Origin of the sequence: Streptomyces longispororuber, from assembly GCF_014656095.1 — a bacterium.
Classification (GTDB): Bacteria; Actinomycetota; Actinomycetes; order Streptomycetales; family Streptomycetaceae; genus Streptomyces; species Streptomyces longispororuber.
On sequence record NZ_BNBT01000002.1, the window covers coordinates 123,186 to 146,360 of the forward strand.

At 74.4% G+C, this 23,175-nt stretch carries 20 protein-coding genes and 1 pseudogene; 9 read left to right on the forward strand and 12 right to left on the reverse strand.

The window, feature by feature from the left end; genetic code table 11:
* Positions 1-21 precede the first annotated feature (21 nt).
* Positions 22-813 carry an SDR family NAD(P)-dependent oxidoreductase gene (locus tag IE330_RS01195; protein WP_229925250.1) on the forward strand — a complete coding sequence of 264 codons (792 nt, stop codon included), beginning with the start codon at positions 22-24 and terminating at the stop codon, positions 811-813.
* A 66-nt stretch (positions 814-879) separates the two neighbouring features.
* On the opposite strand, the gene IE330_RS01200 is transcribed toward IE330_RS01195, so the two are convergent.
* The gene (locus IE330_RS01200) at positions 880-1,542 is read right to left on the reverse strand and encodes a MerR family transcriptional regulator (protein ID WP_190133887.1); all 663 of its coding nucleotides are present in this window, start codon (positions 1,540-1,542) and stop codon (positions 880-882) included.
* 145 nt (positions 1,543-1,687) lie between these two features.
* Between IE330_RS01200 and IE330_RS01205 the strand changes: the two genes are divergently transcribed.
* Complete coding sequence (locus IE330_RS01205) at positions 1,688-3,127, forward strand: DUF3533 domain-containing protein (RefSeq protein ID WP_190133888.1); 1,440 nt, start codon at positions 1,688-1,690, stop codon at positions 3,125-3,127.
* Between the two features lie 92 nt (positions 3,128-3,219).
* Here the strand turns inward: IE330_RS01205 and IE330_RS01210 are convergent, their stop codons facing one another.
* Positions 3,220-3,669, reverse strand: coding sequence for an SRPBCC family protein (locus IE330_RS01210; RefSeq protein WP_190133889.1), 450 nt, complete (start codon positions 3,667-3,669; stop codon positions 3,220-3,222).
* Between the two features lie 170 nt (positions 3,670-3,839).
* Positions 3,840-5,123 (reverse strand): cytochrome P450 family protein, encoded by a 1,284-nt coding sequence (locus IE330_RS01215; RefSeq protein WP_229925251.1) that lies wholly within the window; start codon positions 5,121-5,123, stop codon positions 3,840-3,842.
* Positions 5,124-5,913: 790 nt separating this feature from the next.
* Between IE330_RS01215 and IE330_RS01220 the strand changes: the two genes are divergently transcribed.
* Positions 5,914-6,648: a calcium-binding protein gene (locus IE330_RS01220; protein ID WP_229925252.1), complete on the forward strand. Its 735-nt coding sequence runs from the start codon at positions 5,914-5,916 to the stop codon at positions 6,646-6,648.
* A 68-nt stretch (positions 6,649-6,716) separates the two neighbouring features.
* Here IE330_RS01220 and IE330_RS01225 read toward each other — a convergent pair whose 3' ends face one another.
* Positions 6,717-8,198, reverse strand: coding sequence for an amidase (locus tag IE330_RS01225; RefSeq protein WP_190133892.1), 1,482 nt, complete (start codon positions 8,196-8,198; stop codon positions 6,717-6,719).
* A 143-nt stretch (positions 8,199-8,341) separates the two neighbouring features.
* Positions 8,342-9,796: a PepSY-associated TM helix domain-containing protein gene (locus IE330_RS01230; protein WP_190133893.1), complete on the reverse strand. Its 1,455-nt coding sequence runs from the start codon at positions 9,794-9,796 to the stop codon at positions 8,342-8,344.
* A 442-nt stretch (positions 9,797-10,238) separates the two neighbouring features.
* Between IE330_RS01230 and IE330_RS38640 the strand changes: the two genes are divergently transcribed.
* Together IE330_RS38640 and IE330_RS01240 are read left to right on the forward strand one after the other, a co-directional pair.
* Entirely contained in the window at positions 10,239-10,637 is a 399-nt protein-coding gene (locus IE330_RS38640) for a luciferase domain-containing protein (protein WP_444546225.1), read from the forward strand.
* A gap of 192 nt (positions 10,638-10,829) precedes the next feature.
* A complete protein-coding gene (locus tag IE330_RS01240; protein WP_373314532.1) occupies positions 10,830-11,054 on the forward strand; it encodes a hypothetical protein in 225 nt (74 codons plus the stop codon).
* Between the two features lie 183 nt (positions 11,055-11,237).
* Here IE330_RS01240 and IE330_RS01245 read toward each other — a convergent pair whose 3' ends face one another.
* Positions 11,238-12,149, reverse strand: a complete 912-nt coding sequence (locus IE330_RS01245; protein WP_190133894.1) for a glycoside hydrolase family 16 protein — start codon at positions 12,147-12,149, stop codon at positions 11,238-11,240.
* Between the two features lie 420 nt (positions 12,150-12,569).
* Between IE330_RS01245 and IE330_RS01250 the strand changes: the two genes are divergently transcribed.
* Both IE330_RS01250 and IE330_RS01255 read left to right on the forward strand, forming a co-directional pair.
* Entirely contained in the window at positions 12,570-13,547 is a 978-nt protein-coding gene (locus IE330_RS01250) for an MsnO8 family LLM class oxidoreductase (protein ID WP_190133895.1), read from the forward strand.
* 28 nt (positions 13,548-13,575) lie between these two features.
* A complete protein-coding gene (locus tag IE330_RS01255; protein ID WP_190133896.1) occupies positions 13,576-14,352 on the forward strand; it encodes an alpha/beta fold hydrolase in 777 nt (258 codons plus the stop codon).
* A 415-nt stretch (positions 14,353-14,767) separates the two neighbouring features.
* Here the strand turns inward: IE330_RS01255 and IE330_RS01260 are convergent.
* The 4 genes and pseudogenes from IE330_RS01260 to IE330_RS01275 all read right to left on the reverse strand — a co-directional run.
* Positions 14,768-15,466, reverse strand: a pseudogene (locus tag IE330_RS01260) (dioxygenase family protein); the annotation flags it as partial.
* 40 nt (positions 15,467-15,506) lie between these two features.
* A complete protein-coding gene (locus tag IE330_RS01265; protein ID WP_190133898.1) occupies positions 15,507-16,466 on the reverse strand; it encodes an AraC family transcriptional regulator in 960 nt (319 codons plus the stop codon).
* A 251-nt stretch (positions 16,467-16,717) separates the two neighbouring features.
* A complete protein-coding gene (fabG, locus tag IE330_RS01270) occupies positions 16,718-17,422 on the reverse strand; it encodes a 3-oxoacyl-ACP reductase FabG (protein WP_190133899.1) in 705 nt (234 codons plus the stop codon).
* Between the two features lie 71 nt (positions 17,423-17,493).
* Entirely contained in the window at positions 17,494-18,276 is a 783-nt protein-coding gene (locus IE330_RS01275) for a helix-turn-helix domain-containing protein (RefSeq protein WP_229925253.1), read from the reverse strand.
* A 197-nt stretch (positions 18,277-18,473) separates the two neighbouring features.
* Between IE330_RS01275 and IE330_RS01280 the strand changes: the two genes are divergently transcribed.
* Positions 18,474-19,361, forward strand: coding sequence for a helix-turn-helix domain-containing protein (locus IE330_RS01280; RefSeq protein WP_190133900.1), 888 nt, complete (start codon positions 18,474-18,476; stop codon positions 19,359-19,361).
* A gap of 2 nt (positions 19,362-19,363) precedes the next feature.
* Positions 19,364-20,362, forward strand: coding sequence for an MBL fold metallo-hydrolase (locus tag IE330_RS01285; protein WP_229925254.1), 999 nt, complete (start codon positions 19,364-19,366; stop codon positions 20,360-20,362).
* A 529-nt stretch (positions 20,363-20,891) separates the two neighbouring features.
* On the opposite strand, the gene IE330_RS01290 is transcribed toward IE330_RS01285, so the two are convergent.
* Positions 20,892-21,344, reverse strand: coding sequence for an NUDIX domain-containing protein (locus tag IE330_RS01290; RefSeq protein WP_190133902.1), 453 nt, complete (start codon positions 21,342-21,344; stop codon positions 20,892-20,894).
* Between the two features lie 703 nt (positions 21,345-22,047).
* A complete protein-coding gene (locus tag IE330_RS01295; RefSeq protein WP_190133903.1) occupies positions 22,048-22,731 on the reverse strand; it encodes a helix-turn-helix transcriptional regulator in 684 nt (227 codons plus the stop codon).
* Between the last annotated feature and the right edge of the window lie 444 nt (positions 22,732-23,175).

Sequence of the window (23,175 nt, forward strand, 5' to 3'; positions counted from 1 at the left end):
GCGGGGCGCAGGCTCGTCGGCATGAACAACGAAACGATCATGTCCGTCCCACCGTCGGGCCTGCTCGCCGGCAAGGTCGCCTTCGTCACGGGCGCCGGCCGGGGCATCGGCGCGGCGGCCGCGCGGCTGTTCGCCCGGGAGGGGGCCCGGGTGCTCCTCGCGGCCCGCACCGAGGACGAGCTCAAGAAGGTGGCGGAGGGGATCCGGGCGGACGGCGGCACCGCGGACCACGCGGTGTGCGACCTCGCCGACCCGGCGAGCGTCAGGGCCGCCGTCGACCGGTGCGTGGAGCGGTACGGGCGCCTGGACGTGGCCTTCAACAACGGGGCGACGGGCCAGCCGCCCGGCCCGCTCGACCAGCTCTCGGAGGCCGACTTCGACCACGTCAGCGCCGTCAACTTCAAGGGTCCGTGGCTGGCGATGGCCGCCGAGGTGGCCGCCATCCGCGCGACGGCCGGGCGCGGGGCCATCGTGAACACCTCCAGCGTCGGCAGCCTCATGGCCAACCCCGAGCTGCCCGTGTACGGCGCGGCGAAGCGGGCGGTGAACAGCCTCACCGCCTCGGCGGCCGTCACGTACGGCCCCGAGGGCATCCGCGTCAACGCCGTCGCGCCGGGCACCACGCTCACCGAGATGCTGCTGGAGTGGGACGCGAAGTCGCCCGGCACCGTCGACCGGCTCAACGCGCAGACGCCGCTGCGGCGCGCCGCCGACCCCGAGGAGGTCGCCCAGGCGGCGGCCTGGCTCCTCAGCGACCGCGCCTCGTACGTCACCGGCACGGTCCTGCGGGTGGACGGCGGGATGTGGGCCTGAGGCGGGAGCGCCCCCGCGGCTGACCGGCCGCACCCGCGCGCGGCGCCCCCAGGCGGGGTGCCGCGCTCAGCCGGCGTCCGGGTCCTCCTCCGGCGACCTGCGCCGGACCTGGTCCTCCTGGGCGAGGCGCCGCAGCAGTTCGAGCAGGGGGCCGGAGAGGGCGAGGACGACGACGGCCTGCTCGGCGAGGGCGGGCGAGTCGTCGAAGGCGGCGGCGCGTTCGAGGTCCAGGCGGGCCACGGCCTTGGCCAGCTCGGCGTAGACGGCCAGCCGGTCCAGGCGGTAGTCGGCGTCGAGGCGGCGCAGCTCGCGCAGGGCCGTGGTCAGGCCGTGGACGTGCGGCGAGGTGCTCGGGACCCGCCAGTCCATGGCCGCGATCAGCTCCGCCACGTCGGCCGCCGCGGCGGCCTCGGCCTCCGCCTCCCGCTCCTCGTCGCCCGCCGGCGCCTGCGCGACCGGCACCGGCAGCGCGTAGCTGATCGCCTTCAGCGTGCTGTCGGCGCTGTCGGACCGGTCGACCGCCGCGAGCACGTCGCGGGTGGCGGCGATGGACAGTCCGCCGAGCGTGGTCAGGGCCTTGATCAGCCGTAGCCGCTGGACGTGCTCCTCCCCGTACTCCGCAAGGGTCGCGGCGGTCGCCCGGCCCGCCGGCAGCAGGCCCTGGCGGCGGAAGTACTTGATGCTGGCGACCGGCACGCCGGTCGTGCGGCTGAGCTCCGAGATCTTCATGCGGCTTCCTCGACGACGGGGGACGCGGCCCGGCACCCCGGCTGCCCCGCTACGGCAATTGGACACCACCAACTCGATACTGTCACTATCCAGTACTGGATACTTCCGGTATCTAGTTACGTAGCGTCATCGCACTGGAGCGTTCATGCCATCCCCTCAGCCCTCCTCCGCGCTCCGCAGCCCCCGGCTGTGGATCGGTACGGGCATCATCGTCGCGGTGGTCTCCACCCTGTTCGCCCTGCTCTACGTGGGCGGCAACGTAAACCCCAAGGGAAACCTGCGCGACCTGCCCGTCGCGCTGGTCAACAACGACCGCGGCGCCGGCACGGGTGAACAGCGCGTCAACGTCGGCGACAAGGTCGTCTCCGGCATCAAGAAGGCCACCGCCCGCGACGACAGCATCGACTGGCAGGTCCTCAGCCAGGAGGAGGCCGACGAGCGGCTCGGCCAGGGCAAGCTCTACGGCGCGCTGGTCGTGGAGCGGGACTTCAGCGCCCGGGTCGGCGCGCTCACCGCGCCGCGGCAGCAGGACCCCGCCGCGGCCAAGGAGGCCCCCGCCGCGCCCGTCCTGAAGGTGCTGACCAACCAGGCGGCGGGCAGCTTCGGCTCCTCCATGGCCAGTCAGGCCACGCAGAAGGCGGCCCACGCGGCCTCGGCCGAGCTGGGCAAGGAACTGCTGGAGCGCGTACGGGCGCAGCAGGGCGGCAAGGGGCAGCAGGGCAAGGAGGCCGCGTCCGCGCAGGGGCGGACGGCCCCGCAGGACGCGAAGGCCGCTGACGGCGGGCAGGGCCGGAAGGCCGACGCGGGCCGTCAGGCGCCGCTGCCCGCCGCCGCCCAGCTCATGCTGGCCGACCCCGTGACCGTGCAGGTCGCCGACGGCCACCCGCTCGACACGCACAGCGCCATGGGCCTGAGCGCCTTCTACTACGCGTTGGTCCTGCTGGTCTCCGGCATGCTCGCCGCGAACGTGATCACCTCTCAGGTGGACACCGCGCTCGGCTATCTGCACACCGACTTCGGGCCCTTCCGGCAGCGCATGCCCGTGCGCCACACCAGCCGGACGCGCACCCTCGCGGTCAACACCGTCCTCATGCTGGCCCTCGCCGTGGTCATGGGCTCCCTCGTGGAGCTGGCGACGGTCGGCCTCCTCGGCATGGACGCGTCCCACCTGGGGCTGCTCTGGCTCTACTCCGTGGGCACCATCGCCGTCGTCGGGGTGAGCGCCCTGGCGCTGCTCGCCGTGTTCGGCACGCCCGGCATGCTGGTGTCGACCATCGTCTTCGTCGCCATGGCCGTGCCGTCCTCCGGCGCCACCGTGCCGCTGGAGGCGCTGCCCGGGTTCTTCCGTACGCTCGCCGAGTTCGAGCCGCTGCGCCAGCTCACCGGCGGGCTGCGGTCGATCCTGTACTTCGACGCCCAGGCCGACGCCGGTCTGTCCCGGGCGTGGACCGCCATGGGCGTCGCCCTGGTCGTCTCCGTGCTGTTCGGCTTCGGCATGACGCGCCTCTACGACCGCAAGGGCCTGCACCGCATCCCGCGCCCGGCGGAGTCCGCCGACTCCGTGCCGGAGCCCGCGGCGGTCTGACGCCCCACGCGCCGTGGCCGGTGCGGACCCGTCGCGACGGGTCCGCACCGGCCACTTCCGTTCCCGCTCCCGTGGCGGCCGTGCGGCCTGGCTCAGACGGTGCCGCGCCAGGCACCGGTCTCCGCGCCCCGGGACTCGATGAACTGCTTGAAGCGCTTGAGGTCACCGGTGACCTGGCGCTTGACGAAGCCGAGCTTGTCGCCGACCGTCTCGGCCAGCCCCTCCGGGTCGAACTCCATCCGCAGCGTCACCTTCGTGCGGGCGTCGTCCAGGCGGTGGAAGGTGACCACTCCCGCCTGCCGCGCCTCGCCCCCGACCGTGGTCCAGGCGACGCGGTTGTCCGGAATCTGCTCGGTGATCTGCGCGTCGAACTCCCGCTTGACCCCGCCGATGGACGTGGTCCAGTGGGTCAGGGTGTCCGACCGCTGCTCGACGCGGTCGACGCCGTCCATGAACTCCGGGAACGACTCGAACTGCGTCCACTGGTTGTACGCGGTGGTCACCGACACGTTGACCTCGATCGATTCCTCGACCTGCGACACGTGGGTCTCCTCTCCGGAACACGGGCCCGCGGTACGGCGGACCCGAAAGGTGCTGTGTCCAGACCCGCGAGTACCCGCGAAACGCCCCCTCATGGTCATGAGGGCCACATCGGCCGAAGAACCCGCCCCGCACCCCCGCTTCCCGGCCGTTCCCGCGGGCCGGGCCGCCCCTACCCGCCGGGGTGCGCCGAGGCGTGCGCGAGGGGCGCGGACGGTGCCGCGTCCCCTTGCCGTACGGGCAGCCGCAGCGGCCCCCGTACCAGCAGTCCGGGCCGGTGGGCGAGGGTGTCGGGGGGTGCGGCCAGGGTCAGGCCGGGCAGGGCGGCGAAGAGGCGGGGCAGGGCGATCGTGGCCTCCAGGCGGGCGAGGCGGGCGCCGAGGCAGAAGTGCGGGCCGTGGCCGAAGGCCGTGTGCGGCGCGGGTCGTTCGGCGGCCAGATAGCGGTCCGGCCGGAAGTCGTCCGGGGCGGGGAAGTGCGCGGGGTCGCGGTTGGCGGCGGCGAGGACGACGAGGACCGAGGCCCCGGCCGGTATGGCGGTGCCCCCGTCGAGGGCCACGGCCTGGGTGGTGCGCCGCCAGGTCGTGCCCTCCAGCGGGCTGGCGTGCCGCAGGGTCTCCTCCACGACGGCGGCCCACCGCCCGGCGCCGTCGCGGCGCGCGGCGGTGAGTTCGCCGGGGTGGGTGAGCAGCGCGAGCGCGGCCGACGCCAGGAGGTTCATCGTCGTCTCGTAGCCCGCGAAGAGCAGCAGGAACGCCATGGCGAGCAGCTCCTCGTCGTCGAGGCCGCCCTCGTCCGGGGCGGTCACGAGCGAGCTGAACAGGTCGTCGCCGGGGGCGCGCCGCTTGCGCGCGATGAGGGTGCCGAAGTACGCGTGCAGGCTGGACCAGGCCGCGTCGGCCGCGCCGGGCTCCAGGGCGTCGGCGGGCGAGCCCACGCGGTAGGTCCAGGCGCGCAGGTCCGCGCGGTCGGCCTCGGGCACGCCGAGGACCTCGCCGATCACCAGGACCGGCAGCGGGAACGCGAAGGCGTCCACCAGGTCGGCCACGCCGTCGCGGGCCAGGCGCCGGGAGACGTCGCCCGCGAGCTCCGCGGCGAGCCGCTCGACGCGCGGGCGCAGGGCGTCCACCCGCGCCGGGGTGAAGGCCGCCGTGGCCAGGCGGCGCAGCCTGCCGTGGTCGGGCGCGTCGGTGTTGAGCATGTGCCGGGCCAGGCACTGCCGGGCGCGCTCCGCCGCCGACGGGGGCTTGGGCCGCCCGGCCTGCCGCGCCGGCACGTTCGAGAACCGCGGGTCGGCGAGGACCCGCCGCGCCTCCTCGTACCCGGTCACCAGCCAGGCGTGGGTTCCGTTCGCCAGCTCCACCCGGGCGACGGGGTTCCGCTCGCGCAGGCGGGCGTAGTACGGGTACGGGTCGCGGGCGAACACGGGGTCCGCGGGATTCAGCAGTTCAGACACCCGCTCATCCTGATCGACCACGCCGCCCCGTGCCGGAGGCCGATGGTGCAGAGCTGACGGGTGTGAACTGTGGGGTTCGGACAAGGCAGGCCCGGCGGCGCGTGCGAAGGGGCGCCGGACCGGTGCGGTCCGGCGCCCCTCGGGCACTAGGGCCAGTGGGACTGGATGAAGGCCCAGACAGCCTTGGCGCCGAGCGCCGCGGCCATACGGGACAACACCTCCACAGCCCAGTTCCGATCGCGACTGCGCGTGGGTTCTCGCTGCTCCATCGCCATCCGTACCGCCTCTCGACCAGGTGAAGGACCGGACCGGTCCCCCTTGCCAGTCGCGTCTCACCGTCGAGGTGCGGCGACTTCCAGCATGCCCGAACTCGGGGCCCGGGGCGGCTGTTTCCGCCGATGTGCCGCCGAGCCCGCCTGCCCGCGCTGCCGTAGGCGTGCCGTGCCCGCTCCGGGGCCGGGCGCGATGGCTTGATGCGTGCCGTCGTCGGGTCGCCGCACGGCCCGCGCGGCGGGTGCGGCACACGCCTCTGGTCGGCGCTGTTCGCGTACCGTAACTGCCCCTGCGCGTACGGCTGTCGACGTCGCGGGCCTGGCTGGAACGTGGCGTCCCCTCGTACACCATCCCCGCGAAAGGTTGTACGCGACGCACGTGGCGATCACCACGGTGATGAAGGCGGGGTGAAGCGGGGTGAAGAACGTAAGGTCACCTCGTTCACATCTGTCGCTGGAGCATCGTCTGCTCCGGCACCATCTGTGGGGGGACATACCCAATGCGACACCGCACCCGTATGGCCGTAGTCGGCTCCGCCTTGGCCGTGGCCGCCGCGGGCTTCGCCGCGCCCGCCGCCACGGCCGCGCCGCAGGGCATCACGGTCGAGAAGGTCACGGTCAACGGCGGCAAGGCGGTCGTGCTCGGCACCACCGCGGCCAAAACCTTCAAGGTCTCGGTCACGGCCGCGACCGACTCCGCGATCACCGAGTCCAGCATCGACCTGTACGGCCCGGACGCGAACTCGGCGACCTCGCAGGGCAACGAGAGCTGCACGTTCGCCAACGGCAAGTCGACGTGCACGGCGACGTTCACGATCGACCCGGACACCGACTTCTACGACAACAGTGCGGCGGGCGGCTGGTACGTCAACGCCCTGCTCTCGTCCGACACCGACAGCGTGTACGCGGAGAAGACCGGCGCCTTCAAGGTCCAGCGCGAGTCGAAGCTCACGGTCAACGCCTCGCCCGAGCCGATCAAGAAGGGCAAGACGCTCACCGTCACCGGCGCGCTGACCCGCGCCAACTGGGAGACCCACAAGTTCTCCGGCTACACCAAGCAGTCGGTGACGCTGGAGTACAAGAAGAAGGGCGCCAGCGCCTACTCCGCCGTCAAGACGGTCAAGTCCGACACCAAGGGCAACCTGAAGACCACGGTGAAGGCCACGGCCGACGGCTCGTACCGCTGGAGCTTCGCGGGCAACTCCACCACCCCGGCCGTCAAGGCCGCCGGTGACGCCGTCGACGTGCGGTGATCACCGTGCCTTAGGCACGAGGTGAGCGGCGGGCGCGCGTCGATATGGCGCGCGCCCGCCGCGCCGCGTCACAGGGCCGGCCGCTCCACATCCCATGGAGCGGCCGCTTCCAGTTGGGCGGCGAGCGCGAGCAGCGTGCCCTCGCCGCCCAGCGGCCCGGTGAACTGCACGCCCAGGGGCAGGCCGTCGGGGGTGCGGTAGAGGGGCACGGACATCGCGGGGCGGCCGGTGATGTTGGCGAGCTGCGTGAAGGGGTTGGGGGCGAGGTTCGCCACGACGGCCTGCCGCCACAGCCGGGTCCTGCTGAGCCGGCCCGCCACGCCCGCCCTGAGCAGCGCCTTGCCGACCTGCCGCGTCAACCGGGGCGTGTCCAGCTCGCCGATCCGCACCGGCGGCCGGGCGAGCGTCGGCGTGAGCAGCAGGTCGTACGTCTCGTGGAACGCGGCCAGTTGCCGGGCGTAGAGGTTCCAGCGCCCCAGCCGGACGGTGTGCTCCACCGCGCCCAGCGCGCGGCCCGCCGCGGCGAGCAGCCGCGTGTCGAGTTCGAAGTCGGTGTCGTCCGCGCCGGTCCTGTGCTTGAGCTCCGCCATCGTCGCGGCGTTCTGGGTCGCGTACATGGCCATGAAGTCGTCGGCCATGCGCAGCCCGTCGACGGCGGGTTCGGCCTCCTCCACCTCGTGGCCGAGGCCGGTGAGGAGCTTGACGGCCGTCTCGACGGCCTCGACCGCCTCGCGCGCCACCGGGGTGCCGATCGGCGAGCGGGTGCTGACGCCGACGCGCAGCTTCGGCGGGGTGCGCCGGGCGAGCTCGGCGTAGGGCTCCTCGGGGCGGGCCGCGAGGAACGGGGCGCCCGGGTCGGGGCGGGCGGTGAGGGCGTCGAGGAGGGCGGCGCTGTCGCGCACGGTGCGGGAGACGACGCCGTCGCTCGCCGCGCCCGCGAGGAGCTCGCCGTGCGCGGGGCCCGCGGGCACCAGGCCCCGGCCCGGCTTGAGACCGAAGAGCCCGCAGCAGGCGGCGGGTATGCGGATCGAGCCGCCGCCGTCGTTCGCGCCCGCGGCGGGGACGATGCCCGCGGCGACCGCGGCCGCGGAGCCGCCGGAGGAGCCGCCCGGCGTGTGGGCGAGGTTCCACGGGTTGCGGGTCGCGCCGCCGGCCTCGGGCTCGGTCACGCTCTTGATGCCGAACTCCGGTGTGTTCGTCTGCCCGAAGACGACGAGCCCGGCGTCCAGCCACCGCCGGACCACCTCGCTGTGGCGCCCCGCGACGAGCCCCTGGGAGGCCCGCGAGCCGCGGCCCGTCGGCCGGCCCTCGTAGTCCTGGAGCAGGTCCTTGACGAGGAACGGCACGCCGGCGAAGGGCCCGGAGAGCGGGCCCGCGGCGCGCTCGCGGGCGATCACCGGCATGGGGCGGACGATCGCGTTGATCTTTCCGTTCACGGCCTCGGCCCGCGCGAGGGCCGCCTCCAGGAGCTCGGTCGGCGTCACCTCGCCGCGCGCCACGAGGTCGGCGAGTCCGACCGCGTCGTACGTCCTGTAGTCCCGGTAGTCCACCGCGCACCCCATTGACTCGGCGTCAAGAACGCACGCGAGCGTAGATCGTCGGCGTCACGGGCGGCAACGGCGGGAACCGGCCCGGGCCCCGCCCGGCCGGAACCGGTCCCGGCCTCCCCCGGCCGGGACCGGCCCGCCGTCCCTCACCGCCCGGCCAGGGGCGGGTAGCTGCGCCGGCCGCGGCGGTGGGCGATCTCGCCGAGCACGACGTCCACCGCGAGGAACGCCGCCAGCGGGATGCCGAGCAGCGGCACGAAGTAGCCGAGGACCGCCACCGCCGCCATCAGCGGGACGAGGACGTACGCCGGGACGTGCTGCCACGCGCCGCGCGGCAGCGGGCGGCCGAAGGCGCCGGTGCGGCCCCGCAGCCACCACATGCGGTAGCCCCACACGATCAGCAGGATCAGGGCGAGGGCGAGGACGGCCAGCGCGATCTGGTTCGCGAGGCCGAAGAGCGTGCCGGCGTGCGCGTCGATGCCCCAGCGGGTCAGCTTGGCGAGCACCGGGTAGTCGTCGAACCGCAGGACGTCGACGACCTGGCCGGTCCGCGCGTCGACCGCGGCCGAGTCCTGCTTCTCGGGCCAGCTCCGCTGGATCTGCTTGACGACGTACGCCGGCGACGGCGCGGCGGGGTCGGCGGGCGGCACGATCTCCACCGGGTCCGACAGCCCCTCGGCGCGGGCGGCCTTGAGGACCGCGTCCAGCCCGATGTCACCGGCGGTTCCGGCGCCGCCCGCCGTGCCCGCGCCCGTGTCCGCGCCGCCGCCGTGCCCGGCGTGCTCCCCGGCCCCGGCCCCCGCCGCGCTCGTGGCGACCGTCGGAGTCGTCTGGCCCAGGGCCTCCCGCAGGTCGCCGATGCTCTCCCCCGCGTACGCCGACCAGGTCAGGCCCGTGGCCGAGAGGAAGAACAGGCCCGCGGCGGCCCAGGCGCCCACCGTGCCGTGCAGCGAAAGGAGCCGGCGGCGGCCCGCCGTGCCCCGCAGCCCGCGCCGCGCCCGGCGCCGTCCGAACCACAGGACGAGGCCGCCGCCCGCGATCACCCACAGCCAGCTCGCGGCGAGCTCGCTGTACAGCCGCCCCGTCTCGCCCAGGTGCAGGTCCTTGTGCAGGCCGGAGATCCAGGTGCGCAGCGGAAGCGCGCCGCTGGAGCCGTACTGCTCCTCGGCGCCGCGCACCTCGCCGGTGTAGGGGTTCACGAACACGGCGAGGGTGCGGTCCTCGGCCACACCCGGCACGCCGGAGAGCAGGACCCGCGTCGTCGCGCCGTCCTCCGGCGATGGCCGCACGGCGGTCACCGTCCCCCGCGGGTGTGCCTCGCGGGCCGCGGCGACCTGCCGCTCGACGGGGAGTTCCCTGTCGCCCACGGGCACCCGCAGCTCGTCGGCGTACACGACGCGCTCGGCCGTGTACGAGGCGGCGTACAGCAGGCCCGTGACGGCGGCGACCAGCAGGAACGGGGCGATCAGCACGCCGGCGTAGAAGTGCAGGCGCAGCACGAGCGGGCGCAGCGAGGCCCAGGCGGACCGCGGCGGGGCGGGCCGTTCCGCGGGGGCGGAGGCGTTGTCGGGCGGTGCGGGGGCGGGAGGTGCGGTGGGCATGGCGTGCTCTCCTGGTGCCGGTCGGTGGTACAAGTGCTCCGGCGGTGACCGGACCGGTCCATGGGTCGAGCGGCGCGCGGGACGAGTTCCCCGCCCCCTATGTGATGTACATCACTGAAGTTGGTGCTGTAGTAGGACAACATCGCACGTCACCGGCACGGGCGGGTGACATCGCGCCCACCCCTCCTGGAGGGCCGGGCGCGCCTCGGACCCCCGTTGACCTCCGGCGGGGCCGGGTTACGGGGGCCGCGCGGGCAAGCGGCTTGTGAACAGGGGTGGTTCGCCGGGTGAAATCCGCGCGACGATGGGGCGCATGACGGCGGCGCAGCGTGCCATGACCCAGTTGGAGTCGTGGCCGGATCTCGTAAGTGGCCCTCCCCGGTGTGCGGTGGGCCGCTCGTACGGCACACCTGGCGCGCCCGGAGAGGCGCGCTATGAACTGGTGCACTTCCACTCCGACGACGCCGCGGACGTCTGTCTGACCCGGGCGGCGGTGGACCGGCTGCGGCCTCAGTTGGCGCACAACTCCGCGATCCGCGTGCGGCCCGGCGCGTCGTGGGTGACGGTCCTGCTGGACGGGGACATGGACATCGCGCTGCTGCTCACGCTGGTCAGCGTGGGCCTCAAGGCGCATGACGACGCGCTCGCGCTCCGCGGCGCGCAGGGGCCGCCCGGCAGGGCGGCGCCCCCGTGCGACTGGGAGGCCCGCGTCCAGGAGGCCCCGCTCGCGCCGGTGCCGACGCCGCCCACGCCCGCACCGGCCACGGCAGGACCCGCCGGTCTGCGCGGCCTGCGCGCGACCTGGAAGGCGGTCGGACGGCTGATGCCGCACGGGCACTGACCACCGCCGGGCGGGGCGCGGCTCCCGGGGCGCGGGTTCCTTCCCGGGGCGCCGGACGCCGTGCGGACAACCCGTTCGTATGACCGGCGGTGACTTCTGGGCCTCCGCGGGCGTTGCCACGGCGTGCGGATCGGAACGGCCGGTCCATGGGCCGGGCGCGTGACGCCCGCCGGACGAGTCAAGGAGCAGCCTGTGAACGGCAGTTGGGTGAGGAAGGCGTCGCGCTGGGCGCTGGTGGCCGCGGTGGCGACCGGGCCGGTCGCCCTGGCGTCCGGAACGGCCCACGCGGACGAGTCGCACCGCGACTCGCACAACGCGCCCGTGGTGGCGCTGATCAACACGGGTCAGATCGACGACCCGATGGAGGACGTCCTGGAGCACACCCTGAACTTCGGCGACGGCTACAAGTGGGACTGAACACGGGGGGCTGACGCGCCGGGCGGGGTGACGCGCCGCGCCGGGTGACGCGCTTCGGATCGTGAGGGCCGGACGGCTGCTGCCGTCCGGCCCTTCGGCTGCCCGGCGCCGGGGCGCGCCGTGTTCCGCCGCGTCCGGCGTCGCGGCCCGGCACCATGTCGGCACCGCGCCCCGCCGCCGGGGTCACCTCCAGCCGTACGCGTACGCGGCGACCCAGGTGATCTCCAACTGGGCGCTGCTGCCCGGCGCCGCCACCGGGCCCTCCAGGGCGCTCTCGTTCTGCAGCACCCAGGACAGCGGGCGGTCGGGCACGTCGCGGGTGTCGCGGCCCACCTGCCGGCCGTCGACGAAGAAGCGGACCTGGCCCGGCGTCCACTCGGTCGACACGGTGTGCCACCGCGTCCAGTCGTCGGCCCCGTGGAACGAGCCCTGCCGGCCCCCGCCGCAGGGGTGGTGGAAAGCGCTCAGGGAGGCCGTCCACTCGCCCTCCGGGTGGTCCATCTCGCAGCCGCCGCCGTAGTGCAGCCACGCCGACTTGTACCCGGCGGCGGGCTTGGTGACCTTGATGCGCGCGCTGTACTTGCCGTACTTCATCTGCATGACGGGCCGCGGTACCACCGCCGCGGCGTGCACGGGGCCGCCGTCGGCGGGCCGCCACATCCGGACGCGCATGCGGCCGTCGCCGTTCGCCGCAGGGCCGACGCTCACGGTGTCCTCGGGGTGGTAGACGCCCGCCACGCTCCGGCCGCGCTGCCGCTCGTTGGCCGTGTCGCGCCAACCCGTGGGGTACGCCCACCAGTTGTCGCGGTACTCGCCGCGCAGCCCGCGGCAGTACGCGGCCGAGGTGTCGGCCCGGTGGTCGCAGTCGCTGAAGGCGCCGAGCGGCACCCGGTCGCCGTTGAAGTCCTCGGCCAGGACCTGCCAGAACGGCCCGCAGTCGCCGCGCGGCAGCGTGGTCCCCGCGGTGCGGCAGGCGTCGGCGGACCGGGGCGCGCCGTCCGCGCGCGGCAGGCCGAGCAGGCCGGCGAGCAGGGTGACCGCCGCGGCGGCGAACAGCGCGGGCCTGCGGCGGCGTGGTGCGGCGTGTGTCCCCATGGCAGTGGCTCTTCCTCCCGTGCGCGGGGTGCGGCTCCGGCGCGGCGCGGACGCGTGTGGACCGTGGTGCGCCGGGGAGGAGAGCATCCTTGCCGGACGGGCGGGAGAGCGCCATCCCCTGGAGGGAGGCACGCCTGGAGTTGCCCGTTCCGGTTCGACCGGACCGTGGGACTCCCGTGCGGGCGGGCGCACGTACACGGGCTCGCGCCTACGTACGCGTGTCTGTGCCACGTACGCGCGCAGGGCGTGCACGTCCGCGCGCACGGGGCGGGTCCGTGTGCGCTCCGCCACGGCTTCCGGGACGGGGGCCGGGCTACGCTCCGCCACGGCTCTCGGAGCAGGGCCGGGCAGGGCCCGGGTGGAGGGCCCGGGGCGGGACCCGCGCCGTGGCCCGGTGCCGCTCTCGCCTATCGTGATCACATGGTCGATCTGCCCCTCTCCGCGCTCGAGGTCTCCGTCGTCGAGGACGGCGCCACCCCCGCCGACGCGCTGCGCAACTTCCGGACCGTCGCGGGGGAGTTGGACCGCCTCGGCTACGACCGGCTGTGGTTCGCCGAGCACCACCACTCCCCCGCCATCGGCGCCTTCCCGCCCGTGCTGCTGGCCGCGCACACCGCCGCGACCACCGCCCGGACGCGGGTGGGCTCGGGCGGCGTGCTCGCCCCGAACCACGCGCCGCTCACCGTGGCCGAGCAGTTCGCCACGCTGGCCGCCCTGCACCCCGGCCGGGTCGACCTCGGCATCGGCCGGGGGCCGGGCACCTTCCACGAGCCCACGGCGCGGGCGCTGCGCCGGGGCGCCGACCCCGCCACCGACGAGGAGTACCGCGGGGACGTCGCCGCGATCCTCGGCTTCCTGGACAAGGTCGGCCTCGGGGAGCTGCCCGAGCCGTGGCTGCTGGCCTCCAGTGACGCCGGGGCCGCGCTCGCCGCAGCCCTGGGCCTGCCGGTCGCGTTCGCGCACCACATCCGCCCCGACAACACCGTCACCGCCCTGGAGCGGTACCGGGACGCGTTCCGGCCGTCCCGGTGGTGCCCGGAGCCACGGGTCCTGGTGTGCGTCGAGACGGTGTGCGCGGACACCGAGGAGGAGGCGGCCGCACTCGCCGGGCCGATGGACGCCATCAAGGCGGGCCTGCTCAACGGCCGGGCGGAGACGCCCTTCCCGACCCCGGCCGCCGCGGCGGCGCACCCGCTCGGCGGACGCGACCGCGAGGCCGTGGCGGCGTTCGCCGCCCACCAGGCCCGGGGCACCCGGGAGGCGGTCGGCGCGCGCCTCGCGCGGATCGCCGAGGACACCGGCGCCGACGAACTGATGCTGGTCACCCCGGTCTTCGACCCGGCCGCCCGCGTCCGGTCCTTCGCCCTCGTGGCGGACCTGCGTACGAACGGCACGTGAGCGGGCGAACCGGGGTAGGCCTGACGCCATGGACACCATGGTGCGGGTCGACGGCGGCGAGGTCTGGGCGGACGACACGGGAGGCGAGGGGCCCCCGGTGGTCCTGCTGCACCCGGGGGTGGGCGACTCCCGGGTCTGGGACGGCGTCCTGCCCTTCCTGACCGGGCGGCACCGGGTGCTGCGCTACGACGCGCGCGGGTTCGGCCGCTCCCCCACACCGGACACCCGCTACTCCCAACTGCGGGACCTCACCACGGTCCTGGACCACTTCGGCGTCGGCCGCGCGGTCCTCGCGGGCTCCAGCATGGGGGGCGCCACGGCGCTGAGCCTCGCCCTGGCCGAGCCGGACCGGGTCGGGGGCCTCGCCCTGTTCGTGCCCGGCGCGACCGGCGTGCGGGGCCTGGAGTCGCCCGAGGTCAACGCGGAGATCGTGCGGCTGGCCGAGGCGCGGGACATGGACGGCCTGGTGGCGCTGTCGCTGCGGGTGTGGGCCGCGGCCGATCCCTCGCCCGACGGCGTGGCGGCCGCCGCGCTGCGCTCCGCGATCCCGGGGTGGTTCACCACGTACCCGTACGACGTCAAGGACGCGCCGGTGTACGACCGGCTGCACGAGGTCGCCGTGCCGTGCGTGCTGGCCCTGGGCGAGCGGGACCAGCGGGAGGTCATCGCCGTGAGCGAGGAGATGGCCGCGCGCATCCCCGGCTGCCGGCTGGTGCGGCTGGCCGCCAGTGACCACTTCCCGACACTGCGGGAGCCGCGCACGGCGGCGGAGCTGATCCTGGAGGTGTGCGGCCGGGCGGGCTGAGCGGTGCCGCCCGGCCGCGCCTCCCGACCCCCGCCGTCCCGGCCCGCGTGCCGGGAGAGGTGGTCGCGTGACCGGCGGCGGGGCCCGGGGCGGCGGGGCCGCGCCGCCGGAGCCGTTCGGGAGCGGAACCCCGCGCGCCTCCGGCCGGGGTCCGGGGAACGCCGGTGGCGCGGTGGCTGCCACGGCCGCCCCCAGGCAGACGGCCGTCCTCGCCATCCGTGACGGCCACCGCGCCGTCGCACCCGTACCGGGCAACCCGCCCCCTCCGCGCGTCCGCCGCGCCGGTCGGACCGGCGCGACGGACGAGGCGGTGCCGGCGGGCAGGAGCGGCGCTCCCGCGCGCCGCTCCACCCTGACGGGGGATCAGGGGCGTTCCCGCGGCGACCCGGGACGGTCGCCGACGCGCCGACGGTTACTGCGGCACGTTCAGGACGAAGTCGAACTCGGCCTCCTTGGCTCCGCCGACGTCCCGGACGTTCATCAGGAGCCGTGCGTCGAAGATGGGGTCGGTGTTGTTGCGCGGCTCGTTCGGGAAGTAGAGCTGCGTCGTCAGGATGGGCCGGCCCGGGGCCTGCAGCTTGACGTGCAGGTGGCGGGTGCGGCCCGGGTAGAGGCCGGGGAAGATCGTGGTCAGGGTGAAGGCGCCCTGCGCGTTGGTGAACTGGTGGCCGCGGTAGCGGTAGCCGACGTTGTCGTACGCGCCCCGGTTGTCGGCCTGCCAGAAGTCGAGGAGCACATTGCCCAGGGGCTTGCAGCGCAGGCCGAAGACGTAGCCGGTGACGGTCAGGCGGACGCCCTGCGCGCCGGGCTGGATGAGGTTGGTGCGCCGGGGGGAGTTCGGTTTGAAGTACGGACCCTCCATCTGCGGCGGCGTCGGGTCGTCGCCGTCGTCACAGCTCGGGGTCAGCTCCGGCACGGTGCCGGTGCCCGCCGAGGTGCGGGCCAGGGCGGGGGCGCCCATCATCGCGACCGGTACCGCCACGCCCGCGGCCAGGGCCGCCTTGAGCACGGTCTTGCGGCTGGGGCCCCGGCGGGAGCCGTCCGGCGCGGTGCCGAGGTCGTCGCCGTCCACGGGGACATCACCCGTGCCGTTCACGTGCGTCTCGCCGTCCATCGCTCCTCCTGTGTGGGGGGGGTGGGGATCGGCTACGAAGTTATGCGGAGGGCCGGTTCCGGGCGATGGACGGAAGGCGGTGGTCGTGGTGAATATCGCCACCGCCGCGGCGGAAGTCGCCGGGGCTCGTCCCGGTCTCGCGGCGGAAGAAGCGACAGAAGTAGGCAGGATCGGTGAAACCGACCCGGCCCGCGACCTGGCGGACCGTCAACTCCGTACGCAGCAACAGGCGTTTGGCCTCATGGACGCGCGCCTGGCGGAGCAGCTCCCCAGGGGTGCGGCCCATGGCGGTCTTCACCACCTCGTTCAGATGGCTCACGGAGACGCCGAGCCGGGCGGCGCACTCGCGGACCGACCACAGCGGCGTCCCGGCCGTGTCCATGAGGGCGAGGAAGTCGGCGGCGACGGCGGCGGGGCGGGCGGGCGCGGCGCCGCCGCGGGCGTCCCGCTCGGGGTCGAGCAGCCGGGCGGCCCGCACCACGAGGACGTGCAGCAGGGCCTGGAGCACCCCCTGGAACCCCTCGGCGCCGGTGCGGTACTCGTGGTCCAGGTCGGCCACCAGGCGGTGCACCCGGGCCGCCTCCTCCGCGGAGAGTTTCAGCCAGGAGCGGCGGCCGAGCCTGCGCAGGGTCTCCTGGTCCCGCGGGTTGTCCAGGAGGAAGTCGTCGGTGAAGAGGATCACGCAGCCCTCCAGGTCGCGGACCTGGTCCCAGTAGTGCACCTGGCCGGGTGCGAGGAAGCACAGGTGGGGCGGGCGCAGCGTGAACCGGGAGAGGTCGACGACGTGGCTGCCGGTGCCGCCGGTGACGTAGACGATCTCGTGGAAGGTGTGCCGGTGCGGGAAGGAGGCGCGCGACATCGGGCCGATGGTGTCGAAGCTGCCGATGGCGAAGGGCAGGGCGTTGGGCCGCGGTACCTCCAGCCGGTGGATCGGCAGCCCTCCCCTCTCGGGCTCGCTGCCGTTCGCTCTGCCGCCGGGCAGGACTGTGGTGCCGCGCATGCGTCCGCTCCTCACCCTGACGCGTCCGGGCGCGGTCGCGCCGATCTTGTCAGGTTCAGACCAATCGGTGCGTCCACGATGACACGCGGGGCGGAGCGTGTCCCACCGCAACTCTGGCCAAGTTGCGGCGGAACATGTTCGGCTGCCGCGGCCACGGCCGTACCCCCGTACCGGTCGTGGCCGCCGCAGCCGCCTGTACCCGCGCGGTCGGCGCGACGGTCACGATGCCGTCGCGCGGACCGCGCGGGGGTCTAGTGCCCCATGCCCGCGCCGCCGTCCACCGGGACAACGGCCCCGGTGATGTAGGCGGCCTCGGGCGAGGCGACGAACGCCACCGTGGCGGCGACCTCCTCGGGGCGCGCGAGGCGGCCGAGGGGGATCTGCCGGAGCAGGGCCTCGCGCTGCTCGTCGGTGAGCGCCTCGCTCATGGCGGTCTCGGTCAGGCCGGGCGCCACCACGTTCACGGTGATGCCGCGCGAGCCCAGCTCCCGGGCCAGCGAGCGGGCGAAGCCGACGAGGCCCGCCTTGGACGCCGCGTAGTTGGCCTGCCCCGCCTCGCCGCGCAGGCCCACCGCGGAGGAGATCACCACGATACGGCCGGAGCGGGCGCGGAGCATGCCGCGGGTGGCGCGCTTCGCGACGCGGTAGACGCCGGTGAGGTTGGTGTCCAGGACGGAGGTGAAGTCCTCCTCCGTCATCCGCATCAGGAGCTTGTCGTGGGCCACGCCCGCGCAGGCCACCAGGACCTCGACGGGCCCCTGCTCCTCCTCGACCTTCCGGAACGCGGCGTCGACCTGCTCGGCGTCCGTGACGTCGCAGCGTACGCCGAGCAGTCCCGCCGGGGCTTCGCCGCCGCGGTGGGTGACGGCGACGCGGTCGCCGGCGGCCCGCAGCGCGCGGGCGGTGGCCAGGCCGATGCCGCGGCTGCCGCCGGTGATCAGTACGGAGCGGGACACGAAGGACCTTTCGGAGTGGGGGGACGGTACGGGTGCGGCGGGCGTCCGCGCCGCGCGGGGCGGCCGCCGGGTCAGCCCACCCGCCGGACGCGGGTGCGGGTGAGCAGGCCGCTCATGGTGGCGGCGGTGTCCATCACGGCGTGCACGCAGCGGGTGCGGGCGGCCGCGCCGCGCAGCCGCTCCCGCGGGGCCAGCAGGGCCACCGCCCCCGCGAGGACGGAGCCCCGCCACACCGGGGCGGCCACCGACTCCCAGCCGGGCAGCGGCGAGGGGCCCACGGCGTGACCCTGCTCACGGACGCGGTCCAGCGCCACCCCCGGCGGCGGCACCCCGTCGAGACAGGCCAGCATGGCCAGGCCCGCGGCGTCCTCGTCCAGCGGCGCGCTCCACACCCGCCGCAGCGCCGGCCGCGGGGCCGCCTCCAGCTCCGCGGCGTGCGCGCCGACGGCCCGGTCGATGCAGAACCGCAGGGCAGCGCCCACCAATAACGGAGCGTACAGGAGCGATACTTGTCCGGTCCGTGACTGTAGAGTGACCAGCTCAGCACGCAACGCAGGCGAGGTCTGACCGACACCAGTATCCGTGACCTCAGCGACGAGGTGGGTGGATCGGTGCGACGTCTCCGTCAGCGCGTAGTGCCCTCGGGGGCCACGCTGCTCGGCGGCCCCTTCCCGGACGAGGGCCCGCACGTAGCGGTGCGCGGTGGGCGCGGGCAGCTCCGCCCGTGCCGCGACCACGGCCAGCGGGTGCGCCCCCGGGCCCAGTTCGCGCAGGGCCCGGAGCACGGCCAGCGTACGGGCCACCGCGCTGCCGGCGGGCTCTCGCACCGCCGTGGCGGCCACCGGTCGCAGCACCGTGTCCTCCTCACCGGCGTGGCCCGTGGCCCCGCCCCGCATGTCCGGTCCGGTCACCCATTCTCGCGGCCGGCCACGGACGATCACCAGGCCGTGTTTTTTCCGGTCCGCGTTTTTCAGGAAGTTCAACTTCCGATGAAAATGTTTCCTACGCATCGGTGACATCGCCCGGCACAGCGCGGGAGAAAGGTTGGAAATTGAACAACAAGGAGGCCCTGCAGCAATTGCTGCAGTTCAAGCGGAGCCAGATCAGCCCGACCGACCTCGGTTCGCCCCGGCGCACCGGGCGCGGACGGCGCTCACGCGGGCTCTCGCAGGCCAGGGTGGCGCAGGAGCTGTTCGTCTCCGAGCGCACCTACGCGCTGCTCGAGCGCGGCGAGATGGCGCAGCCGTCGGCCGAGTTCCTGGACAACGTGGCCACGGTGCTGCGCATGGAGGAGCCGGAGCGCACCGCGCTGTATGTCTATGCCCTTGGATATGAACCGCCCTTCCCGATGGACCCGCTGGCCGGAACGCAGGTGGGCCCCGCGTGGCTCACCGCCGTGAACCGGGTCAAAGGACAGCCGTGTTACATCAACGACGTGGCCTGGAATGTCCTGGCCTGTAATGACGATTTCATCCGGATGTTTCCGCAAGTACCGGACACGGTGCCGCAGTTGCCGGAGCGGAACCTCATGCGGTGGATGCTGCTGCGCGAGGAGGCGCGGGAGTGCCACCTGGTCGACTGGGAGCAGAACTGGGCCCTCAAGGTGACGGCGCAGTTGCGCACCGCGTTCGCCGCGCACCCGCACAACAAGGATCTCCAGCAGCTCGACGAGGAGGTCAACGACGACCCGGTCGCGGGTCCCATCTACCGCCGGCACGACGTGGCCTACGTCCACCCCGACGGCGACGCGCGCCTGATGCGGCACGCGGGGATCAGCACGGTCGGGCTCGATCCGGCGAGCCTCAGCCGCTGCTGCCCCCGGCACGAGCCGTCGGTCCTCGGCTCGGTGACGATGTGCACGGCGCAGCCGCTGGGGTCGCCCGGGTCGCGCTTCTTCTTCCTGGTCTTCGTCCCCACCCCGCCGGGTGAGAATGCATGACCATGAACACTGCTCCGACCCTCGTCCCCCTGGTCACCGGCGTCGCCGGTGCAGCCGGTGCCGCCGGTGTCTACGTGTGGTCCCCGGGCGCCGCGGGAAGCTGGGGGCTCGCCAACTGCGGCCTGCTCGTGGCCGGCCGGGAGGCGGCCCTGGTGGACACCCCGTACACCCTGGACCGCACCGACGACTTCCTCGCCGCCGCGCGCGGGGTGCTCGCACCGGGCACCGGGATCACCACCGTGCTCACCACGCACGGCAACGGCGACCACGGCTGGGGCAACCAGCGGGTGCGGGGCGCGGAGTTCGTGGCCACCCGCCGCACCCTGGAGCACCAGTGCGTCGAGCCGACGCCCGAGCAACTGCGCCACCTGGTCGAGGGCACCGACCCGGGGCAGCCGCTCGGCTGGTACTTCCGGCGCCACTTCGGCCGGTTCGACTTCCGGGGCATCACCGTGCAGCGGCCGACGCGGACCTTCGAGGGACGTCTCGACCTGCGCGTCGGGGACCTGCCGGTGGAGCTGCACGACGTCGGTCCCGCGCACACGGTGGGCGACATGGTGGTGCACCTGCCCACGGAGCGGATCGTCTTCGCCGGTGACGTGGTGTTCGCCGGGGACCACGTGTGCCACTGGGCGGGTCCGCTGGAAGGGGTGGCCCGCGCCGGCGAGCGCATCCTCGCCTGGAACCCGGACGTGGTGGTGCCGGGTCACGGTCCGCTGCTCGACCAGGACGGGCTGCGGGGCCACATCGCCTATCTGCGGGACCTGTCCGAGCAGGCCTCCTCCTTGCACGCGCGCGGCCTCACGCCGACCGAGGCCGCGCGCCACCTCGTCGAGGAGGACCGCTACCCGGACCTGCACCTGCCCGAGCGCCTGGTCATCACCCTGGCCTCGGAGTTCCGGCACCTGGACGGGTCCGACGCGGAGCCGGACATCCTGGCGCTGATGAGCGACTGCGCGGAGATCGCCTGGCAGCGCGAGACCCGGGGCGCCGTCCGGTAGCGCGTCCCGCGGCCGCCGTGCCGCGTGGGAGCCCTGGGATTCCGGCTGCCGGAATCCCAGGGCTCTGCGTTCCGCGAGGCGAAATACGAGGCGCTGCGGCGGCGCCCGCGCGTTGCGTGCGCCCCCTGCCCTGGGGTGAGGTGAACACGTCGGCGCACCGCACCGGTTCCGCGGGTGCCGACCGCCCCACCGAGCAACGGTTCTCCCCCACGTTCGGTGACACGCCGGGGACGACGGGACGCCGCCGCCCCGCACCCGGATGCCGCCGCCGATGCCCCGGCGGCGGCATTCGCGCGTCGCCCCGCGGCCGAGGCCGCCCACCCGCCGGCCCCGCACCGGTCCATGCCTTTCCGTGCCCCCGACGACGCGTGCCCCGTCCCCTTCCTGGCGAGGAAGGGGACGGGGCACGTCATGCCGTGCGGGGCGGTGGTGCCGTGCGGCACCGGGACGGCGTCCGGTCGGCTCGGGGCCCTCCCGGTCCCGCTCCGGGGCGCGCCGCCCGCTCAGCCGGCGCGTGCGGCGTGGCCGCTCACATCTCGACCTCGAGGCACACCAGGCGCTCCTCCTTGCGGGCGGTCAGGGCCGCCTCCCACATCGGGATGGCGAACGCCGGGATCAGCGAGCCGTCGATGAGGTCCGGCGGGGTGAAGCGGTACCGCACCGGTCCGTCCTCCCCCGCGCCGATGGCCCGCCGCTGCGCGGCGTCCACCTCGCCGCCGTCGAACACGTAGTACACCCGTGGCATACGGCCGCCGGAGTCCACCCAGGCGACCACCAGGAGGTCGCCCATCGTCACGTCGAGGCCCAGCTCGGTGCGGATCTCCCGGGCGCAGGCCGCGCTCGGGTCCTCCCCTCCCTCCATGTGCCCGCCCGGCAGGTTCCAGTACGCCGTGTGCAGCGGGTTCACCATGAGCACGTGGCCGTGCTCGTCGGTGATGATCGCCCCGGCCGAAGCGGCGAGGGACGTAGCAGTAGCATCCATGGCATCTTCCTGAATAAAGCCCCGTCTGATGAGAGCAACGGCCCATCAGGAACGGGCGGTCCAGCGAACGGAGTCCCCAACTCCGCCCAGCGGGCGCGCACACGAGCGTCGTACGCGCCACCGGCAGCGGTGTGGGCCCGCGCGCGGGGACGCCGACGCGCCCCCGGACCGGACCACGGACGCTGCCGCCTCGACGACCGCACCACCGAGGAGCGCACCGGTGGTACGCGATACCGCGACCTCACCATCGCCCCTCCCCAACCGCCGCGCACCGGCTCGGGCCGCGGCGGCCCTGGCATCACCTGACGAGCACACGGTTCCATCCGCAGGGGCCGGCCACTTCCCGGCAGTCGCACCGCAGTCGGGCGGGCGCCCGTCAGCACTGCGGAGCGGCACGACGCCGACCGGGAGGTGAGCAGGACCGTCGGCCGTACACCGGTACTCCCGCCCCCACGGGAGAGTCGACAACAAGCCGGACGGACGAATGGAACATGCGGGCAGGTTTCGTTCCCCGTCAGAGCCCACCTGCCCCCGGCTCTGGCGTAGACAGATCCTGATGCACTATCACAGGCGGTGTCAACGATTGAGAACGACGCATGTCATAGCGGTGCCGAGGGAGGTACGTCCCGGCGCGGCCGGCCGCGTGGCTCACCGGAGCCCGTACGGCCGCTTCCGCGCACGGCAACGCGCGTAGCGCGCCGTCTCAGGCCGGTTCGCCCGCGCGGCCGGAACCGCCGCCGGGCTCGCGCGCCCGCACCACCCTGACCAGTTCGTCCAGGGCGGGCAGCAGGTCGCGGAGCGTGTCGATCTGCGCGCCGTCCGCGGTGCTGCGCAGCGCCACCGACCGTGCCCCGAGCTCCTGGAGCACCGCGTGCGTGGCCAGTTTCGGCAGGTCCTCGTGGACCATGCGGCGCAGGTACGCGAGCAGCGCGGTGCCCTCCGTGCGGGAGCAGAAGCCCTCCGGCGCGCCGAAGAACAGCTCCAGGCGGGCCGCGTGGTCGTGGTTGGCCCCGCGCTCGCCGTTCAGGAGGTTGGAGACGTGCTGCGCGGAGATGCCCGTCGCGCGGGAGATCTCCCGCAGGCCGTACGGCTCCCTGCCCGCGGGCGTCTCCTTGAGCCGGGTGCGCTGGAGGAACCGCAGCCGCTGCTGGAACAGCGCCCTGCGGAACGTCTCCCGCGCGTACTTCTCCCGCGGCTCCTCCTCCGGCGGCTCGCCGTGCAACAGGGCGCGCACGCGCCCGGGTTCGATCCCGGTGGCGTGGGAGATGAGCGCGGGGTCCAGGAGCCGGCCACGTGTGGTCCCCAGGCGCGCGGCGTAGGCGTCGACGTCGTCGAGGAGACGGGCGATCTCGTGTCCAGGCGCCGGGGGGTGGTCGGCTGCGTTCACCTGAGGGTCTCCATGGGCCATGGAACTCGTGGGCGCCCTGAGAGTATCCGCCCGGACCCTCCCCGGCCAGGACCGTCCTCGATCGTTGACACGCCGGCCTCGGGGCCGGTGCGCCACTTCCGGGCAAAGGGGGCGAGTCGGTATGTTCCGCCCCGGCCGCCGCCCGGTGGATGTCCTGGCAGCCGTACAACGCGAGGCCCGCGAAAGCGTCCGCGAGTGCCACCGTACAGGCGTCCCGGCGTGCCCAACTGGGCACGTCACAGAGGCGGATGGCCACCGGTGCCGTATCCACGCATCCGACCGCGCCACCGCCGAATCCGGCCTGATAATGTCCCAGCGCAGGTCAGCGGGCACACGCCTGTCACGTGGACGGAACGGGAGCGTGAAGGGCCTTATGAAGACGGCCAGCACACGGGCTCAGGGCCCGTGTCCCGCCCGGAGCGG

Coding starts and splice junctions, on each gene's coding strand:
- IE330_RS01220 (WP_229925252.1), top strand. CDS start 5,914: ATGGCCGTAGTCGGCTCCGCCTTGGCCGTGGCCGCCGCGGGCTTCGCC.
- IE330_RS01230 (WP_190133893.1), bottom strand. CDS start 9,796: ATGCCCACCGCACCTCCCGCCCCCGCACCGCCCGACAACGCCTCCGCC.
- IE330_RS01245 (WP_190133894.1), bottom strand. CDS start 12,149: ATGGGGACACACGCCGCACCACGCCGCCGCAGGCCCGCGCTGTTCGCC.
- IE330_RS01265 (WP_190133898.1), bottom strand. CDS start 16,466: ATGCGCGGCACCACAGTCCTGCCCGGCGGCAGAGCGAACGGCAGCGAG.
- IE330_RS01290 (WP_190133902.1), bottom strand. CDS start 21,344: ATGGATGCTACTGCTACGTCCCTCGCCGCTTCGGCCGGGGCGATCATC.
- IE330_RS01205 (WP_190133888.1), top strand. CDS start 1,688: ATGCCATCCCCTCAGCCCTCCTCCGCGCTCCGCAGCCCCCGGCTGTGG.
- IE330_RS01255 (WP_190133896.1), top strand. CDS start 13,576: ATGGACACCATGGTGCGGGTCGACGGCGGCGAGGTCTGGGCGGACGAC.
- IE330_RS01200 (WP_190133887.1), bottom strand. CDS start 1,542: ATGAAGATCTCGGAGCTCAGCCGCACGACCGGCGTGCCGGTCGCCAGC.
- IE330_RS01195 (WP_229925250.1), top strand. CDS start 22: ATGAACAACGAAACGATCATGTCCGTCCCACCGTCGGGCCTGCTCGCC.
- IE330_RS01285 (WP_229925254.1), top strand. CDS start 19,364: ATGAACACTGCTCCGACCCTCGTCCCCCTGGTCACCGGCGTCGCCGGT.
- IE330_RS01250 (WP_190133895.1), top strand. CDS start 12,570: ATGGTCGATCTGCCCCTCTCCGCGCTCGAGGTCTCCGTCGTCGAGGAC.